A 16,844-nucleotide genomic window follows, 5' to 3' on the forward strand; every position below is an offset into this window, starting at 1 on the left:
GCAAGCACAATCCTAGTTTCAGAATTACCGATGACCTCACTTCCGAAGAGCAAAACCTAGCGAACGATTTCGAACAGTTAGAAGAACAACGTGTAAAACGACAATTTCTTAAGGACTCTAATGTGTATCATTTTCATCCGATTGCTTTTGTGGAGCAGATGAAGATGATGGTTGGGAAAGTTTATAAAAAAGGAGATAAAGGTTCAGAAAAAGGAAAAATACTTCAAGAGATAAATATTCGATTGGCAGGTTTTGGTGGAAATGTGCCCGACGAAGACTTTACAGAACGCACAGAGAAAACAGTAATTCAATTTCAAAAAGATTATATGAAAATTGCGCCGACTGGGATTGTTGATAATGAAACTATAATAGCTATTGATGAGTTTTCGGAAAAATGGTTAGAAAATATAATTACTTATAAATGTCTATGTCACACACCTAGTTCAAAAGTTTCATTGAATAATAGATGTACTGGTTATGGTAAGGGCGGTAAAAATGAACACCCTGGTATGCATAGAAGTCTATTATGGAGCATAAGCGCCTTAAAATTTTATTTGTCTGAACAAAAAAAATATGCATATTCGAACACTTCTGCAGGTTATAGATGTTGGGCACATAATAACTCGATCCCAAGAAAATCAACAAATCATATGGGGAAAGCAGTAGATATACAATATTATGAGAACGGCAATAAAATAAGGTCGAAAAAGCTATCTAATCTTGTGCCATTAAAAGAGATACGAGATAAATTTTATATAAATCACTTAAATTCAGTAGAAGGGTGGGCAGGGAGAAAGAATAATTTTAGACTAGAGCCCATTGGATTAGGGAAAGATCAATCCTATAGTTGGATCCATATGGATGTTACAAAATACGAACAGAAATATTTGACTGATAAATTTTTCGTTAAGAAACAAAGTTTAATTAAAGGAAAACCATTAAATGAATTATAAAAATAAATTATTTTATCTATTAATCTGTTTAACAACAGTATTATCGTGTAAACAATCTGTTAACGTAAATGAGTCTAAAATAGTTGAGTCTCCAGAAGTAATTGAAAAAGAAGAACCATTTGTTGTTCCTAAAAAAGATAAATCTCTTGAAAAGTGGGTAAAGCTCAGTAGTGGAACGAGGTTTGAAATTCATGAATTACCATTTTTGTTTGATTTATATTATGAGAACAATACGCCCGAAACAACATATACTTATTACAGAATTACTGATAAATTAGAAGATTTTCTGAAAAAAAGCGATTATGAAGGAGAATCATATGAGTGTTTCGTTCTGCCTTCTGTCTATAAATTTAATGTGTTTTTGGTAAACGTAGCGAGAGGTGATTCAAATTACTATCTTCTTATTTCAGCAAATTCCTATGAAATAAACGATATGCAAGAAATTGGTCATATTGGAGATGAAAATGATATAACTACATTTGATATAAATAAGGATTATATCATAAAGGTGTATAACGGATTCAGGGATGAAAAAGTTTTTTTGAAAGAATTAAATGTATCAACAAATGGAGAATTTGTTATAGCCAAATAAAAAGCCCCACAATAACTGCAGGGCTTTTAAATATTTCAATCTAAAAACTACTCGAATTTACAATCCGAAAGCAGCTTTTACTTGGTCCACATAGTCTAGTTTTTCCCAAGTGAATAATTCTACGTCTAGGGTTACACTATCACCTTGTGGCTGTGTAAAAGTTTTAGTTACCGTTTCATTTTTACGTCCCATGTGACCGTAAGCAGCGGTTTCACTGTAAATAGGCGCACGTAATTTTAAGCGTTCTTCAATAGCAAACGGGCGCATGTCAAAAATCTGACTTACTTTTTCTGCGATTTCGCCATCGGTCATGTTAAACGGACAAGTACCATAAGTGTCAATAAAAATACCCATAGGTTCTACAACACCAATGGCATAACTTACTTGCACTAAAACTTCATCGGCAACACCTGCAGCAACTAAGTTTTTGGCAATATGTCTGGTGGCATAAGCGGCACTTCTATCAACTTTACTTGGGTCTTTTCCAGAGAAAGCACCACCACCATGAGCGCCTTTTCCGCCGTAAGTATCCACAATAATTTTACGACCTGTTAATCCGGTATCACCGTGAGGACCACCAATTACAAATTTTCCAGTAGGGTTAATGTGGTATTTAATATCGTCATTAAATAACTTTTGGATCGCTTCTGGAAGTTTAGAAATCACACGTGGGATTAATATCTCCACGATATCTTTTCTAATTTTTGCTAACATCGTTTCGTCATCAGCAAAATCATCATGCTGGGTAGACACCACTATGGCTTCAATACGTTGTGGGATGTTATCATCATCATACTCAATGGTTACCTGACTTTTAGAATCTGGTCTTAAGTAAGTAATCTCGTTATTCTCACGTCTTAAATCAGCTAATTCTCTTAAAATTAAATGCGATAAATCTAAAGCTAACGGCATGAAGTTCTCCGTTTCATTAGTCGCATAGCCAAACATCATTCCCTGGTCACCAGCACCTTGTTCTTCTTTACTACCACGATCTACACCTTGGTTGATATCTTCCGATTGTTCGTGAATAGCTGATAATACACCACATGAATTTCCGTCGAACATATATTCACCTTTAGTATATCCAATTTTATTAATCGTATCACGAGCAATTTTTTGAACATCTAAATAAGTGGTCGATTTAACCTCTCCGGCAAGTACTACTTGTCCTGTTGTCACTAAGGTTTCGCATGCTACTTTTGAATCGGTATCAAAAGCTAAAAAATTATCTATTAAAGCGTCACTAATTTGATCTGCTACTTTGTCTGGATGCCCTTCAGAAACACTTTCCGAAGTGAATAAATAAGCCATAATAATTTAAATTATAGTAAGATTTGACGATAACGTCGAAGGAAGTTTACACTGCCTTTAGCATTTTTTCTTGGGTTAAGGTGTTTCATGTATTTTATGAAATTCCGTTTAACACAAAGAGGTTGCAATCAGTCAAATCTTTCCTCTGTTGTTTTGTGCCGCAAAAGTAAAAAAATAAAAGAAAATGAACAGGGCTTTTTTATTTTTTAAACAAAATATGTTGGTGGTTATATATTAATTTCGAATATTTGTTTCATCAAGATGAGAAAACAAATTATACAAGTCATTTCTATTATAGTTATTGTGATTATTTCACAAGGCTAGGGAATGCGATAATTTAAAACCTATAAATTAAAAAGCCTTCCCAAAATGGAAGGCTTTTTTTATGCACTTTTTTTCATTTTTGAACATCATAAAAATATTAATTTAAAACCTTGTTAATCAGTGGTTTAGTTTATTTTTTATGTTTGTGAATTTAACTAGAAAAAATCAAGGTTAAGTGAATTGAGGACTTAATAAATTACTTTCGGATCTTAATTTGGATTTTAAAGAGTTTTTATTAAAAAGTCTTAAAAACTTAGAATAGTGACATAAATTAAGAAAAAGCATAAAATTATTTGCAATAAATATGAAAGAACTTAATAAACATAGTAGAAGACTAACGCAAGATCAATCGCAGCCAGCATCTCAAGCCATGTTGTATGCTGTAGGATTAACTGATGAGGATATGAGCAAAGCTCAAGTTGGAATTGCTAGTACAGGCTATGATGGAAACCCGTGTAACATGCACTTAAACGGATTGAAAGATGAGGTTAAAGTAGAGTGTAATATAGCTGGTCTAGTAGGTTTAGGGTTTAATACTATTGGTGTTAGTGATGGTATTTCTATGGGAACCTCAGGGATGAATTACTCTTTGGCTTCTCGTGATATTATTGCCGATTCTATTGAAACTGTAATGAATGCACAAAGTTATGATGCGTTAATTTCTGTAGTAGGCTGTGATAAAAACATGCCAGGTGCTGTTATCGCCATGCTACGTTTAAACCGTCCGTCTATTATGATGTATGGTGGAACGATTGCTTCAGGGAAATATAAAGGGCGTAAACTAAATATTGTTTCTGCTTTTGAAGCTCTAGGACAAAAAGTAGCCGGAGAAATTGACGAAGAAGAATATAGAGAAATTATAAAAAGTGCCATTCCAGGTGCTGGAGCTTGCGGTGGTATGTACACAGCAAACACCATGGCTTCGGCGATTGAGTGTATGGGGTTTGCACTGCCTTATAACTCTTCAATTCCTGCTGAAAATCCGAATAAATTATCGGAAAGTGAAAGAACAGCACGCGCGATTAAAAATCTTTTAGAATTAGACCTAAAACCTTTAGATATCATTTCTAAAAAATCTATCGAGAATGCGATTGCTTTGGTAAACGCCCTTGGAGGATCTACTAATGCGGTACTTCACTTTTTAGCGATTGCTCATGCAGCAGATATCGATTTTACACTGGAAGATTTTCAACGTGTAAGTGATAGAACGCCATTAATTGCCGATTTAAAACCTAGTGGTAAATATTTAATGGAAGATGTTCATGGTATTGGTGGTACGCCAGCAGTTATGAAATACCTTTTAGATAACGGGTATTTATACGGCGACTGTATGACCGTAACAGGAAAAACGCTAGCTGAAAACTTAAAAGATGTAGAGCCATTAACTTTTGAAGATGATCAAGATGTGATTTTCCCTAAAGACAAGGCTTTAAAATCTTCAGGAAACTTACAAATCCTTTACGGAAACTTAGCTGAAGAAGGTGCGGTTGCAAAAATTTCTGGAAATGAAGGCTTGTTATTCGAAGGTAAAGCAGTGGTTTACGATGGTGAGCAAGCGGCAAATACAGGTATTTCAAACGGTGAAGTTGCTAAAGGTGATGTGGTTGTTATCCGTTATGTCGGACCTAAAGGTGGTCCAGGAATGCCAGAAATGCTGAAGCCAACCTCATTAATTATGGGTGCTGGTTTAGGGAAATCGGTGGCTTTAATTACCGACGGTCGTTTTTCTGGTGGAACACACGGTTTTGTAGTTGGGCATATTACGCCTGAAGCGCAAACTGGTGGGGCTATCGGACTTATTAAAACTGGAGATACTATTAGAATTAGTGCTGAAGATAACTCTATTAATGTGTTAATTTCTGAAGAAGAATTAGCACAGCGAAAAGCAGCATGGGTACAGCCAGAATTAAAACATAAAAAAGGTATTTTATATAAATATGCAAAATCGGTAGCATCGGCTTCAAAAGGTTGTGTTACAGATGCATAAGTAATGGATTTTTTCATTTCCGTGAAGTCGGAAATCTCAATAAATGGGAACTCTCAATAAATGGGAACTATGGAAACACAAACATTAAATAAAAAAGAAGTGGCAGAAAAAACACAGCGTATTACAGGTTGCGAAGCAGTTGTAAGGTCTTTAATAGCCGAAGGTGTTGATATTCTTTACGGATATCCTGGAGGTGCTATTATGCCCGTTTACGACGAATTGTATAAATTTCAAGATCAAATTCATCACGTCTTAACGCGTCATGAACAAGGTGCAGCGCATGCTGCTCAAGGTTTTGCAAGAATTTCTGGCCGCGTTGGTGTCGCACTAGCGACCTCTGGTCCTGGAGCCACCAATTTAATTACTGGAATTGCCGATGCACAAATCGATTCGACCCCTGTGGTATGTATTACTGGTCAGGTAGCGTCGCATTTGCTTGGTAGTGATGCTTTTCAAGAAACCGATATCGTTGGGATTTCTACGCCAGTTACAAAATGGAACTGTCAGGTTACAAAAGCAGAAGACATTCCTGCAGCTATCGCTAAAGCCTTTTATATCGCTAAAAGCGGAAGACCAGGGCCTGTTTTAGTCGATATTACCAAAGACGCGCAGTTTGGAGAATTAGACTTTAAATATGAAAAATGCAAAGGGGTAAGAAGTTATTTACCTGTTCCAAAAACCAGTCAGGATGCTGTTAACGCTGCCGCGGAATTAATTAATGCTGCGAAAAAACCCATGATTGTTTGGGGACAAGGCGTGATTTTAGGTGAAGCTGAAGCGGAGCTTAAAGCGGTTGTTGAAAAAGCTGGAATTCCATCGGCTTGGACTATTTTAGGGGCTTCGGCTCTAGAATCGTCACACCCATTAAACGTTGGTATGGTTGGTATGCACGGTAACTACGGGCCCAATAAATTAACCAATGAGTGTGATGTACTTATCGCTATTGGAATGCGTTTCGACGATCGTGTTACAGGCGATTTAAACACCTATGCAAAACAAGCTAAAGTGATTCATTTTGATATTGATCCAGCAGAGATTAATAAAAATGTACAATCTGATGTAGCTGTTCTAGGGAATTCTAAAGAGAGTTTAGCCATGTTGTTTGATGCTTTAAATGAAAATTCTCATGAGGCTTGGTTACAGGAATTTAGAGACTTATATCAAGTGGAGTTTGATAGTGTTATTAATAAAGACCTAAACCCTACCAAACAAGGCTTAACCATGGGGGAGGTTATTAAGCAAATTAATATACAGACTGAAGGTCATGCTGCTATTGTAACCGATGTGGGACAGCATCAAATGATTGCTTGTCGTTATGCCGATTTTAAGATGTCTAAAAGTAACATCACTTCGGGCGGATTAGGAACTATGGGCTTTGCGCTTCCGGCAGCTATTGGTGCTAAAATGGCAGCTCCAGATCGAGAGGTTGTAGCTGTTATTGGTGATGGTGGTTTCCAAATGAATATCCAAGAATTAGGGACTATTTTTCAGCAAAAAGTACCTGTGAAAATCGTGGTTTTAAACAATGAATTTTTAGGTATGGTTCGCCAATGGCAACAGTTGTTTTTCGATAAACGTTATGCGTCTACCGAAATGACTAATCCAGACTTTGTAACGATTGCTAAAGGCTATCAAATAGAAGGAAAACGCGTTTCAAACCGTAAGGATATGGAAGCCGCTGTTAAGGAGATGATTGCTTCAGAAAACTCATATTTCTTAGAAGTTTGTGTGGAAAAGGAAGATAATGTGTTTCCTATGATTCCTTCGGGAGCATCGGTTTCAGATGTACGATTAAGTTAATAAAAAAGCATGTAAATCAGAAGAAAAAGATGAAACTGGCCAGTGTGTTCTTCCGCGGAAGCGCTATAAAAAGCATCATCTTTTTTTAATATCCAACTAAAAAACATGAGTGAAGACATAAAAACATTTACGATTTCTGTGTATACCGAAAATAATATCGGATTGCTAAATCGTATCTCAGCTATTTTTCAGCGCCGACATATTAATATTGAAAGTTTAACCACTTCGCAATCAGAAATAGACGGTGTGAATCGTTTTGTGATTGTGGTTAATGTGACCAAGACCAATGCTGAAAAAATAGTGAAGCAAATTGAAAAGCAAGTGGAAACCATAAAGGCGTATTATCATACCGATGAGGAAACGATTTTTACCGAGTCTTGTATGTTTAAAATTAAGTCGGAATTGCTTTTCGAAGAGCCTCAAATCCAAAACATCATTAAAGAAAGTAACACGCGTATTGTAACGGTAAATAAAGAGTTTTTTGTACTTGAAAAATCGGGTAGAAGAAATGAAATAGAATCTTTACGTCGCGATTTAAATGTTTTTGGTATCATGCAATTTGTACGTTCTGGACGTATTGCAGTAACTAAAGATGAAATGAAAATAACTGAATTGCTTTCAGCATTCAATAATCAATAATAACAAGTAAATTAAAAATGGGAAATTATTTTAACACATTATCGTTAAGAGATAAATTAAATCAATTATCGAAATGTAGATTTATGGACACTTCAGAATTTGCTGATGGAGTGGACGCTTTAAAAGGAAAGAAAATTGTTATCGTAGGCTGTGGAGCTCAAGGTTTAAATCAAGGTTTAAACATGAGAGATTCAGGTTTAGATATTTCTTATACTTTACGTGATTCTGCTATTGCTGAAAAACGTGCTTCTTTTGTTAATGCAACAGAAAATGGTTTTGAAGTTGGTACTTACGAAGAGCTTATTCCAAAAGCAGATTTAGTACTAAATCTTACTCCAGATAAGCAACACACTAATGTAGTTAAAGCGGTTATGCCTTTAATGAAAAAAGGAGCTACTTTAGCGTATTCTCATGGTTTCAATATTGTTGAAGAAGGCATGCAAATTCGTGAAGATCTTACGGTAATCATGGTAGCGCCTAAGTCGCCAGGTTCGGAAGTTCGTGAAGAATATAAAAGAGGTTTTGGTGTGCCAACCTTAATAGCGGTACACGAAGAAAACGATCCAGAAGGAAAAGGATGGGCACAAGCTAAGGCTTATGCTGTTGCAACTGGTGGTGATAGAGCTGGTGTTTTAGCATCTTCTTTCATTGCTGAGGTGAAATCGGATTTAATGGGTGAGCAAACCATTCTTTGTGGATTGTTACAAACAGGTTCTATCCTTTGTTTCGATAAAATGGTTGAAGAAGGTATCGAGCCAGGTTATGCTTCTAAATTAATTCAATACGGATGGGAAACCATTACCGAAGGTCTTAAATACGGTGGTGTTACTAACATGATGGACCGTCTTTCTAACGCTGCAAAAATTAAAGCTTTTGAATTATCGGAAGAGTTAAAAGATATTATGCGTCCGTTATTCCAAAAGCATATGGATGATATTATCGAGGGACGTTTTTCTGCTGGAATGATGGCAGATTGGGCTAACGATGATAAAGATTTATTAGGATGGAGAGCTGCAACTGCTGAAACGGCATTTGAAAAAACGCCTGCTGGAGATGTTGAGATTACAGAGCAAGAATACTACGATAACGGTGTATTAATGGTTGCTATGGTAAGAGCTGGTGTTGAATTGGCTTTCGAAGCGATGGTAGACTCTGGAATTATCGATGCTTCTGCATACTACGAATCGTTACACGAAACGCCATTAATTGCAAATACTATTGCTAGAAAGAAATTATACGAAATGAACCGTGTAATCTCTGATACGGCCGAGTACGGATGTTACTTATTCGATCACGCATGTAAGCCTTTATTAACCGATTTCATGAAAACGGTTAATACCGATGTAATTGGTAAAGCTTATGCTAAAGATAATGGTAAAGGTGTTGATAACGCAAAACTTATCGCTGTTAATAAAGCATTAAGAAATCACCCAGTTGAAAAAGTTGGAGAATTCTTAAGGTCATCTATGACGGCTATGAAGCCAATAGTTTAAAACGTATCCTAATGAACAAGGAAAACACATATTTTCCTAAGTTAAGTGATATAAAGGTAGCTGCCGATACGATTAAAAACGTATCGGCAGTTACGCCTTTAGGGCATAGCTTAAGGTATTCTAAACAGTTTGAAGCGCAGGTGTTTTTGAAGCGTGAAGACCTTCAGCAAGTGCGTTCGTATAAAATTCGTGGGGCCTATAATAAAATTAGTTCGTTAACGCCAAAGCAATCGGCTTGCGGCGTGGTTTGTGCCAGTGCAGGGAATCATGCGCAAGGGGTCGCGCTATCTTGTAAATTATTGAAGATAAAAGGCACGATATTTATGCCTACACCAACACCGAAACAGAAGGTAGAACAGGTTGAAATGTTTGGTGAGGATTTTATTGAAATCAAACTTATTGGTGATACTTACGACGATGCAAGTAAAGCGGCGCTTCTAGAATGTGAACAGTTGGAGAAAACCTTTATTCACCCTTTTGATGATGAAAAAGTAATAGAAGGACAGGCTACTGTGGGACTGGAAATTATAGAGCAAGCTAAAAACCCTATCGATTATGTATTTATTCCTATTGGCGGCGGTGGTTTAGCTTCAGGGTTGTCTACCGTTTTTAAAGCTTTATCGCCAAAAACTAAAATTATTGGTGTGGAGCCTGAAGGCGCACCTTCCATGACGGTATCCATTAAAAATAATAAAAACACAGCCTTAGACGAGATTGAAAAATTTATCGATGGTGCTGCCGTAAAACGTGTTGGCGATTTAAACTTTGCCATATGTAAAGAAAACCTCGATGATACCATAGCCGTACCCGAAGGTAAGGTATGTGAAACCATATTAGAACTCTATAACAAAGATGCTATTGTAGTAGAGCCTGCAGGTGCTTTAAGTATTTCAGCTTTAGATTTTTTTGCTGATGACATAAAAGGTAAAAACGTGGTTTGTGTGGTTAGTGGCAGTAATAACGACATCACCAGAACACCAGAAATTAAAGAACGTGCTTTGTTATACGCGAATTTGAAGCACTATTTTATAGTTAATTTTCCGCAGCGCGCAGGAGCTTTAAAAGAATTTGTAGTCGATATTCTGGGTGAAACCGATGATATCACCTACTTTCAATACGCTAAAAAAACCAATCGCGAAAATGGTTCGGCGGTAGTAGGCGTGCAGCTAAAAGCTTCAGAAGATTTAGAACCACTTATTTCAAGAATGAAAAAGCGTAATTTTTTTGGTGACTATTTAAACAATAAGCCTGATTTATTTGAGTTTTTAGTATAAAATAGTCCGGTTAGAACGAAATCGTTTTCGTTTTAATCCAATAAATAATAAACAGTTAATCTCCTAAATTCAGGTAAATTTCATTTACTTTGGGGTAAAATGCAAGTGTGATATTTATTATAAACACACAGCCAAACCACAACAACTACTATAAACATAAATATTATGAAAACAGCTTTTCAAGATATTCCTGAAGCTTATAAAATAAAATCACTTTTACATCAAACCACATACTTGGTAAACGGAGAGTTGAAAAGTTGGGAAGGAGATACTGCTGAGGTATATTCTACCATTTCATCAACCTCAGATTATAAACCAACACTTTTGGGGACTATTCCGCAATTAGGTGAAAAAGAGGCTATGGAGGTTTTGGATTCTGCAACCTCGGCCTACGATCATGGAAAAGGCTTATGGCCAACAATGAAAGTTGCCGATAGAATTGCTTGTATGGAAACTTTCGTAGAGCAAATGAAAACCAAGCGTGAAGAAGTTGTGAAACTTTTAATGTGGGAGATAGGGAAAAATTTGCCTGATTCTGAAAAAGAATTCGATAGAACTGTAGAGTACATTTATGATACTATTGAAGCTTATAAACAAATTGACAGGTCTTCTGCAAAATTTGAAAAAAACTCTGGCGTTTATGCGCATATCCGTCGTGGTCCACTAGGTGTGGTTTTGTGCTTGGGGCCTTATAATTATCCGCTTAACGAAACGTTTGCCTTATTGATTCCGGCTTTAATTATGGGGAACCCCGTAATTTTCAAGCCTGCTAAATACGGTGTTCTATTAATTTCGCCTTTATTGGAAGCTTTTCAAAGCAGTTTCCCTGAAGGGGTAGTGAATATTGTGTATGGTCGCGGACGAGTTTTAGCGGCACCAATTATGAAATCTGGCGCTATCGATGTGTTGGCTTTAATTGGAAATAGTAAATCGGCTAACATCCTTCAAGCGCAGCACCCGAAAGGAAACAGACTGCGTATGGTTTTAGGTTTGGAAGCTAAAAATCCGGCGATTGTATTACCAGATGCCGATTTAGATTTAGCGGTCGATGAGTGTATTGCCGGTACTTTATCTTTCAACGGACAACGTTGTACAGCATTAAAAGTATTGTATGTTCACGAATCGGTTGTTGAAGAATTTAACCGTCGATTTGCTTATAAAGTTGATCAGCTTAAATTTGGAAATCCTTGGGAGGAAGGTGTGAAATTAACGCCGCTTCCAGAAACGGATAAGCCAGCATATATTCAAGAACTTATTGACGACGCTCTAGAAAAAGGAGCAAGCATCATCAATAAAAAAGGTGGTGAAACTTCCGAGAATTATATTTTTCCAGCGGTGTTATATCCGGTGTCTAAAGAGATGCGTGTTTATAAAGAAGAGCAATTCGGACCCGTAATTCCGGTGATTTCTTTTTCTGATATTGAAGAGCCTTTAGATGATATGGCGGAGTCGGATTACGGACAACAAGTGAGCTTATTTGGTAAAAATATTAATACCTTATCACCACTTATCGATACCCTGGTAAATTTAGTATGTCGTGTAAACTTAAATAGTTCTTGCCAAAGAGGACCAGATGTTTACCCATTTACAGGACGAAAAGATTCGGCTTCAGGAACATTAAGTGTACATGATGCATTGCGTTCGTTCTCTATTAGAACTTTTGTGGCTTCTAAGGATAACGAATATAACAATGCCATTTTAACAGAGTTGCTCGAAAGAAAAACGTCGAACTTTATTAGTACCGACTATATTTTATAAAGAAAGGCTTTTGTATAAAGCTTGATTTAAATAATAGCAGCATTCATATCTTAATTGAAATTGAATGCTGCTTTTTTATTATATGATTATCTTTGGTTTAATCGTTTAGAAAATGCATCGCAATAACTTTTTAAAATATTTTAGATGAAAGCAGCAAAACATATTTTAATGTTCTTTCTTTTTTGTGTCACCTTAATGGCTTGCGGAAAGAAAGAAAAAAAGCAGAATCAAAGTCCGTCGCAAACCGAAACGAAAGCGGCTTCAAGTGAGACTATAACAACTATTAACCTTACTGCAAGCGATGCCATGCAGTTCAATAAAAATAAAATTGAGGTTAATGCCGGTGAAAAAGTAAGACTTACTTTGACTCATACTGGTAAAATGCCGAAAACCGTCATGGGGCATAATTTCGTCTTACTAAAAAAAGGCGTGGATCTTACCGATTTTGGTACCGAAGCTGCTACTGCAACCGATTCGGAATTTATTCCTAACGATGGTGATGATGTGATTGTGCACACCAAACTCATTGGTGGAGGTGAATCTACAACCATTGAGTTTAATGCCCCAGAATCAGGGATTTATGATTTTCTGTGTAGCTTTCCTGGGCATTTTGCGATCATGAAAGGTAAATTTATAGTAAAATAAAGCCCTTTTCTGGCGTTTTTAGAGGCTTTCAATAATTAATCATTTAATGTTTTTTGAAAAATATTGAAAGATTGAGATTTTGAGGCTTCAAAATTAGAGATATTAATAATTTTTTAAAATTAAAATTAGGAAAGTCTGTTATTGTCTTAAAGATGTTTTAATTTTACGATATGGAAACATTAAAAAATACATTACGTTGTTCTACACCCGGTTGGTCTGCGCGCTTTCGCCGCAGCTTCTAATTTTTTAGATGAATAAACCCAAACCCAAAACGTAGTTTTTAATTTTTTTCATAGTGTCCAAAAATAATTTCATAGCATTTCAAAATAAGGTTAATTTAGTAGAAGTTAACACCCATTCTGTGCGCCGTACTTTTTTTCGTCGCCCGTAAGGGTGGGTTTTATTTTTTGAACTAGGTGTGTCCAGTTCAGCTATCAAAAAAGAGTAATAAATGACAAACAATATATACTAGGAAATGAAGGTTGTAATAGCCGATAAGTCTCATGTGAAATACGCAGAAATCATCTGCGAAACCATTGCATCGTCTGCCGCCATTAGGGGTACGGGGATTGCTAGACGTTCTCCAGAATATATTGCTACTAAAATGGAAAATGGAAATGCTGTTATAGCCTTAGATCAAGGTAAATTTGCAGGGTTTTGTTATATCGAAAAGTGGGGGCACGGAAAGTTTGTGGCCAATTCTGGTCTCATTGTGCATCCCGATTATAGAGGCATCGGATTAGCTAAGCTCATCAAGCATAAGATTTTTGAACACTCTAGAACAAAATTTCCTGACGCCAAAATTTTTAGTATCACTACCGGATCCGCAGTTATGAAAATGAATAGCGACTTAGGCTATAAACCAGTGGTATTTTCCGAGTTAACCGACGACCAAACCTTTTGGGATGGTTGTCAAACTTGCAAAAATTATGACGTTTTAACGCGAACAAACCGCAAAATGTGTTTGTGTACAGGTATGTTGTACGACCCTAATTTAAAAGATAAGGCCGTAAAACCTATAAAAAATAATGTGTTTGCAAGATTAAAACGAATTAAACGCGCTCTGTTTTTAAAGCATGAAAAAAATGATGGAACAGAGCCTACTAACATTGACACAGATTAAAATGAATACATTACTAGATATCGATACTGAAATCGATCAGCTTATCGAACAAGCTGAAGCCTTTTGCGAAAAGGAAGGTATCGAAATCAAATTGGTATATAAACTTTCCAACAAATCATTAGAGATTATTTCCGAAAGATCTAAAACGCTTTCTACATTGTATTATGTGAGTGTAGAAATGCTTAAAAAACGTGCCGAAAACGGATGTTTTATCTTGAAGAAAGATGACGAGATAATTGGGCACATCTTCGTGCATGAACATCAAGTTAAAGAGCATTTTGTATACGAGCGCTCTTCATTATGGGTGGATAGTACGTATAGAAATTGCAATTTAGGTTTATTGTTAATGGCAAGAATGACCGAGTTTTTTAGTGAAACTTTTCTCATTTCTATCGCCCAAACTCCTAAAGTGCATCAGTATAATGAGCTGCTTGGTATGACTCACGTGACCTTGTCTAAAATGTCGGCCCAGCTCGTGCAAGAGCTCGAGAAATTAGGGAAATTACGTGATGAATTGAATTATAGATATTATGTAAATGCCTGTTTTGCTTCAGAAATAGGTCAGTTAAAATAGAATAGAAAATTAGTTATATAAATAGTGTAAGATGAAAAAATTAGTAATAGCATACAGTGGTGGATTGGATACGTCATACTGTGCAGTAAGTTTATCAAAGGAATATGATGTGCACGCCGTAAGTGTAAACACAGGTGGTTTTACTAAAGAAGAAATTAGTCATATAGAGAGTAACGCCTACAAAATGGGTGTTACGACTTATAAAAATATTGATGCCGTTTCTACTTTTTATGAAAAAGTAGTTAAGTATCTTATTTTTGGGAATGTATTAAAAAATAATTCATACCCCTTATCGGTAAGTGCCGAGCGTATCATTCAAGCGATTGAAATTATTGAATACGCTAAAAGTATTGACGCCGAATATATTGCTCATGGTAGTACAGGGGCTGGAAACGATCAAGTGCGTTTTGATATGATTTTCCAAACTTTGGCACCAAATATCAAAATTATTACCCCAATTAGAGACGAGAAGTTAACCAGACAACAAGAAATCGACTATTTGAAAGAAAATGGTATCGATATGAACTGGGAAAAAGCAAAATACTCTGTTAACAAAGGGCTATGGGGAACGAGTGTTGGAGGTTCAGAAACTTTAACATCCGATAAGGCATTGCCTAACGAAGCTTATCCGTCTCAATTGAAACACACCGAGGAAGAAAAAGTAAAATTAACCTTCAAACAAGGCGAGTTAGTAGCGGTAAACGGTATTGAAAATTCGCCTCAAAATAATATAGAAGTGCTAAATAATTTAGCTTCGGCTTATGCCATTGGTAGAGATATCCATGTTGGCGATACAATTGTTGGTATTAAAGGACGTGTTGGTTTTGAAGCCGCAGCAGCCCTTATTACTATTAAAGCTCATCATTTGTTAGAAAAGCATACCCTAACTAAATGGCAGTTACAACACAAAGAATATTTGTCAAGTTTCTACGGAATGCACTTGCATGAAGGGCAGTATTTAGACCCTGTAATGCGAAATATTGAAGCTTTCCTGGAAAGCAGTCAGGATAAAGTTTCAGGTGATGTGTTTGTAGCTTTAAAACCTTACCACTTTGCACTAGATGGTATTCAGTCTGACCATGACTTGATGAGTGCGAAATTTGGAAGCTACGGTGAGGAGAACAAAGCGTGGACCGCTGATGACGCTAAAGGCTTTATCAAAATTCTAGGTAATCAGAATAAAATCTATCAACAAGTAAATTCAAAATAATGATCCAAGTTGGAATTATAGGTGGCGCAGGGTACACAGCAGGCGAGTTAATAAGATTACTTATTCATCACCCCGAAGCTGAAATGAACTTTGTGTATAGCACCAGTAATGCAGGAAATCAATTAAGTAAAGTGCATCAAGATTTAGTAGGGTCTTTAGATTTTGAATTTACAGATACCGTAAATCCAAATGTAGACGTGTTGTTTTTATGCTTAGGCCATGGGAATTCGGTGAAGTTTTTAGAAGCTAACACTTTTTCTGAGGATACTAAAATCATCGATTTAGGAAACGATTTTAGACTGGAGGCCGATAAAGTTTTTAATGGAAAAACCTTTGTATATGGCTTGCCAGAATTACAAAGAGAAGCTATTAAAAAAGCAAACTATGTAGCGAATCCTGGTTGTTTTGCAACAGCCATCCAGTTGGGGCTTTTACCTTTAGCTGAAGCCAATTTGCTAAATAACGATGTACATATTAATGCCGTAACAGGGGCAACAGGCGCTGGGACTTCATTGTCTGCGACCACACATTACACGTGGCGTGATAATAATTTCTCGTACTATAAACCTTTTACGCATCAGCATTTAGGAGAAATTAATCAATCGGTTAAACAGTTGCAAGGTGATTTTGCTTCAGATATCCTTTTTATGCCAAATCGCGGGAATTTTTCACGAGGCATTTTTGCAACGATTTACACCGATTTTGAAGGTGCTGTAGAAGACGCGAAGGCCATGTATCAAGCTTTTTATAAAGATGCTGAATTTACTTTTGTAGCCGACGATTTTTTACATTTAAAACAAGTGGTAAACACAAACAAATGTTTAATTCACTTGCATAAACATGGAGGGAAGCTTTTAATAACAAGCATTATCGATAACCTGTTAAAAGGAGCTTCGGGACAAGCTGTTGAGAATATGAACTTAATGTTTGGTTTAGAAGAAACCACAGGATTAGGATTAAAGGCGACTTATTTTTAAGTCGCTAAACTTCCCAGATTAGGGAAATACAAGCAAAAGATTAGGAGTAAAATCTTAAACAACAAGAAAAGGCTTTTTGTTATAATAGTTGAGGCTGGTTTTAAGCCAGTCTAATTACAGAAAAACCTTCTAAAATCCTTACTTTTGCGCGACAACCAAACAAATTATAGGGGTTAGCATAACT

General features: G+C 36.3%; 14 protein-coding genes. 13 read left to right on the forward strand and 1 reads right to left on the reverse strand.

What is annotated here, in order from left to right:
- The first annotated feature begins 122 nt into the window (after positions 1 to 122).
- Positions 123 to 953: a peptidoglycan-binding domain-containing protein gene (locus tag C1A40_RS09495; protein ID WP_158651332.1), complete on the forward strand. Its 831-nt coding sequence runs from the start codon at positions 123 to 125 to the stop codon at positions 951 to 953.
- Positions 943 to 1,545: a hypothetical protein gene (locus C1A40_RS09500; RefSeq protein ID WP_102995693.1), complete on the forward strand. Its 603-nt coding sequence runs from the start codon at positions 943 to 945 to the stop codon at positions 1,543 to 1,545. Before C1A40_RS09495 ends, C1A40_RS09500 begins: the two co-directional genes overlap by 11 nt.
- A gap of 57 nt (positions 1,546 to 1,602) precedes the next feature.
- Here C1A40_RS09500 and metK read toward each other — a convergent pair whose 3' ends face one another.
- Positions 1,603 to 2,856 (reverse strand): methionine adenosyltransferase, encoded by a 1,254-nt coding sequence (gene metK / locus C1A40_RS09505; protein WP_068601536.1) that lies wholly within the window; start codon positions 2,854 to 2,856, stop codon positions 1,603 to 1,605.
- A gap of 628 nt (positions 2,857 to 3,484) precedes the next feature.
- Here metK and ilvD point away from each other — a divergent pair.
- The 11 genes from ilvD (at position 3,485) to argC (ending at position 16,660) form a co-directional block, all read left to right on the forward strand.
- Positions 3,485 to 5,167 carry a dihydroxy-acid dehydratase gene (gene ilvD / locus C1A40_RS09510; RefSeq protein WP_102995694.1) on the forward strand — a complete coding sequence of 561 codons (1,683 nt, stop codon included), beginning with the start codon at positions 3,485 to 3,487 and terminating at the stop codon, positions 5,165 to 5,167.
- Between the two features lie 69 nt (positions 5,168 to 5,236).
- The gene (gene ilvB / locus C1A40_RS09515) at positions 5,237 to 6,967 is read left to right on the forward strand and encodes a biosynthetic-type acetolactate synthase large subunit (protein ID WP_102997188.1); all 1,731 of its coding nucleotides are present in this window, start codon (positions 5,237 to 5,239) and stop codon (positions 6,965 to 6,967) included.
- 105 nt (positions 6,968 to 7,072) lie between these two features.
- Positions 7,073 to 7,606 carry an acetolactate synthase small subunit gene (ilvN, locus tag C1A40_RS09520; RefSeq protein ID WP_102995695.1) on the forward strand — a complete coding sequence of 178 codons (534 nt, stop codon included), beginning with the start codon at positions 7,073 to 7,075 and terminating at the stop codon, positions 7,604 to 7,606.
- Positions 7,607 to 7,623: 17 nt separating this feature from the next.
- Positions 7,624 to 9,099 (forward strand): ketol-acid reductoisomerase, encoded by a 1,476-nt coding sequence (ilvC, locus tag C1A40_RS09525; RefSeq protein ID WP_102995696.1) that lies wholly within the window; start codon positions 7,624 to 7,626, stop codon positions 9,097 to 9,099.
- 11 nt (positions 9,100 to 9,110) lie between these two features.
- A complete protein-coding gene (gene ilvA / locus C1A40_RS09530) occupies positions 9,111 to 10,373 on the forward strand; it encodes a threonine ammonia-lyase IlvA (RefSeq protein ID WP_102995697.1) in 1,263 nt (420 codons plus the stop codon).
- Between the two features lie 165 nt (positions 10,374 to 10,538).
- Positions 10,539 to 12,131, forward strand: coding sequence for an NADP-dependent glyceraldehyde-3-phosphate dehydrogenase (locus tag C1A40_RS09535; protein ID WP_102995698.1), 1,593 nt, complete (start codon positions 10,539 to 10,541; stop codon positions 12,129 to 12,131).
- A gap of 144 nt (positions 12,132 to 12,275) precedes the next feature.
- Positions 12,276 to 12,776 (forward strand): azurin, encoded by a 501-nt coding sequence (gene azu / locus C1A40_RS09540; RefSeq protein ID WP_102995699.1) that lies wholly within the window; start codon positions 12,276 to 12,278, stop codon positions 12,774 to 12,776.
- A gap of 475 nt (positions 12,777 to 13,251) precedes the next feature.
- Positions 13,252 to 13,899 carry a GNAT family N-acetyltransferase gene (locus C1A40_RS09545; protein WP_102995700.1) on the forward strand — a complete coding sequence of 216 codons (648 nt, stop codon included), beginning with the start codon at positions 13,252 to 13,254 and terminating at the stop codon, positions 13,897 to 13,899.
- A gap of 1 nt (position 13,900) precedes the next feature.
- Complete coding sequence (locus C1A40_RS09550; protein ID WP_158651333.1) at positions 13,901 to 14,473, forward strand: GNAT family N-acetyltransferase; 573 nt, start codon at positions 13,901 to 13,903, stop codon at positions 14,471 to 14,473.
- Positions 14,474 to 14,504: 31 nt separating this feature from the next.
- Entirely contained in the window at positions 14,505 to 15,683 is a 1,179-nt protein-coding gene (locus C1A40_RS09555; protein WP_102995702.1) for an argininosuccinate synthase, read from the forward strand.
- Positions 15,683 to 16,660, forward strand: coding sequence for an N-acetyl-gamma-glutamyl-phosphate reductase (argC, locus tag C1A40_RS09560; protein ID WP_102995703.1), 978 nt, complete (start codon positions 15,683 to 15,685; stop codon positions 16,658 to 16,660). The genes C1A40_RS09555 and argC overlap by 1 nt, the downstream gene beginning before the upstream one ends.
- Positions 16,661 to 16,844: the final 184 nt, after the last annotated feature.

The sequence above is a fragment of the Tamlana carrageenivorans genome (assembly GCF_002893765.1).
Taxonomy (GTDB): Bacteria; Bacteroidota; Bacteroidia; order Flavobacteriales; family Flavobacteriaceae; genus Pseudotamlana; species Pseudotamlana carrageenivorans.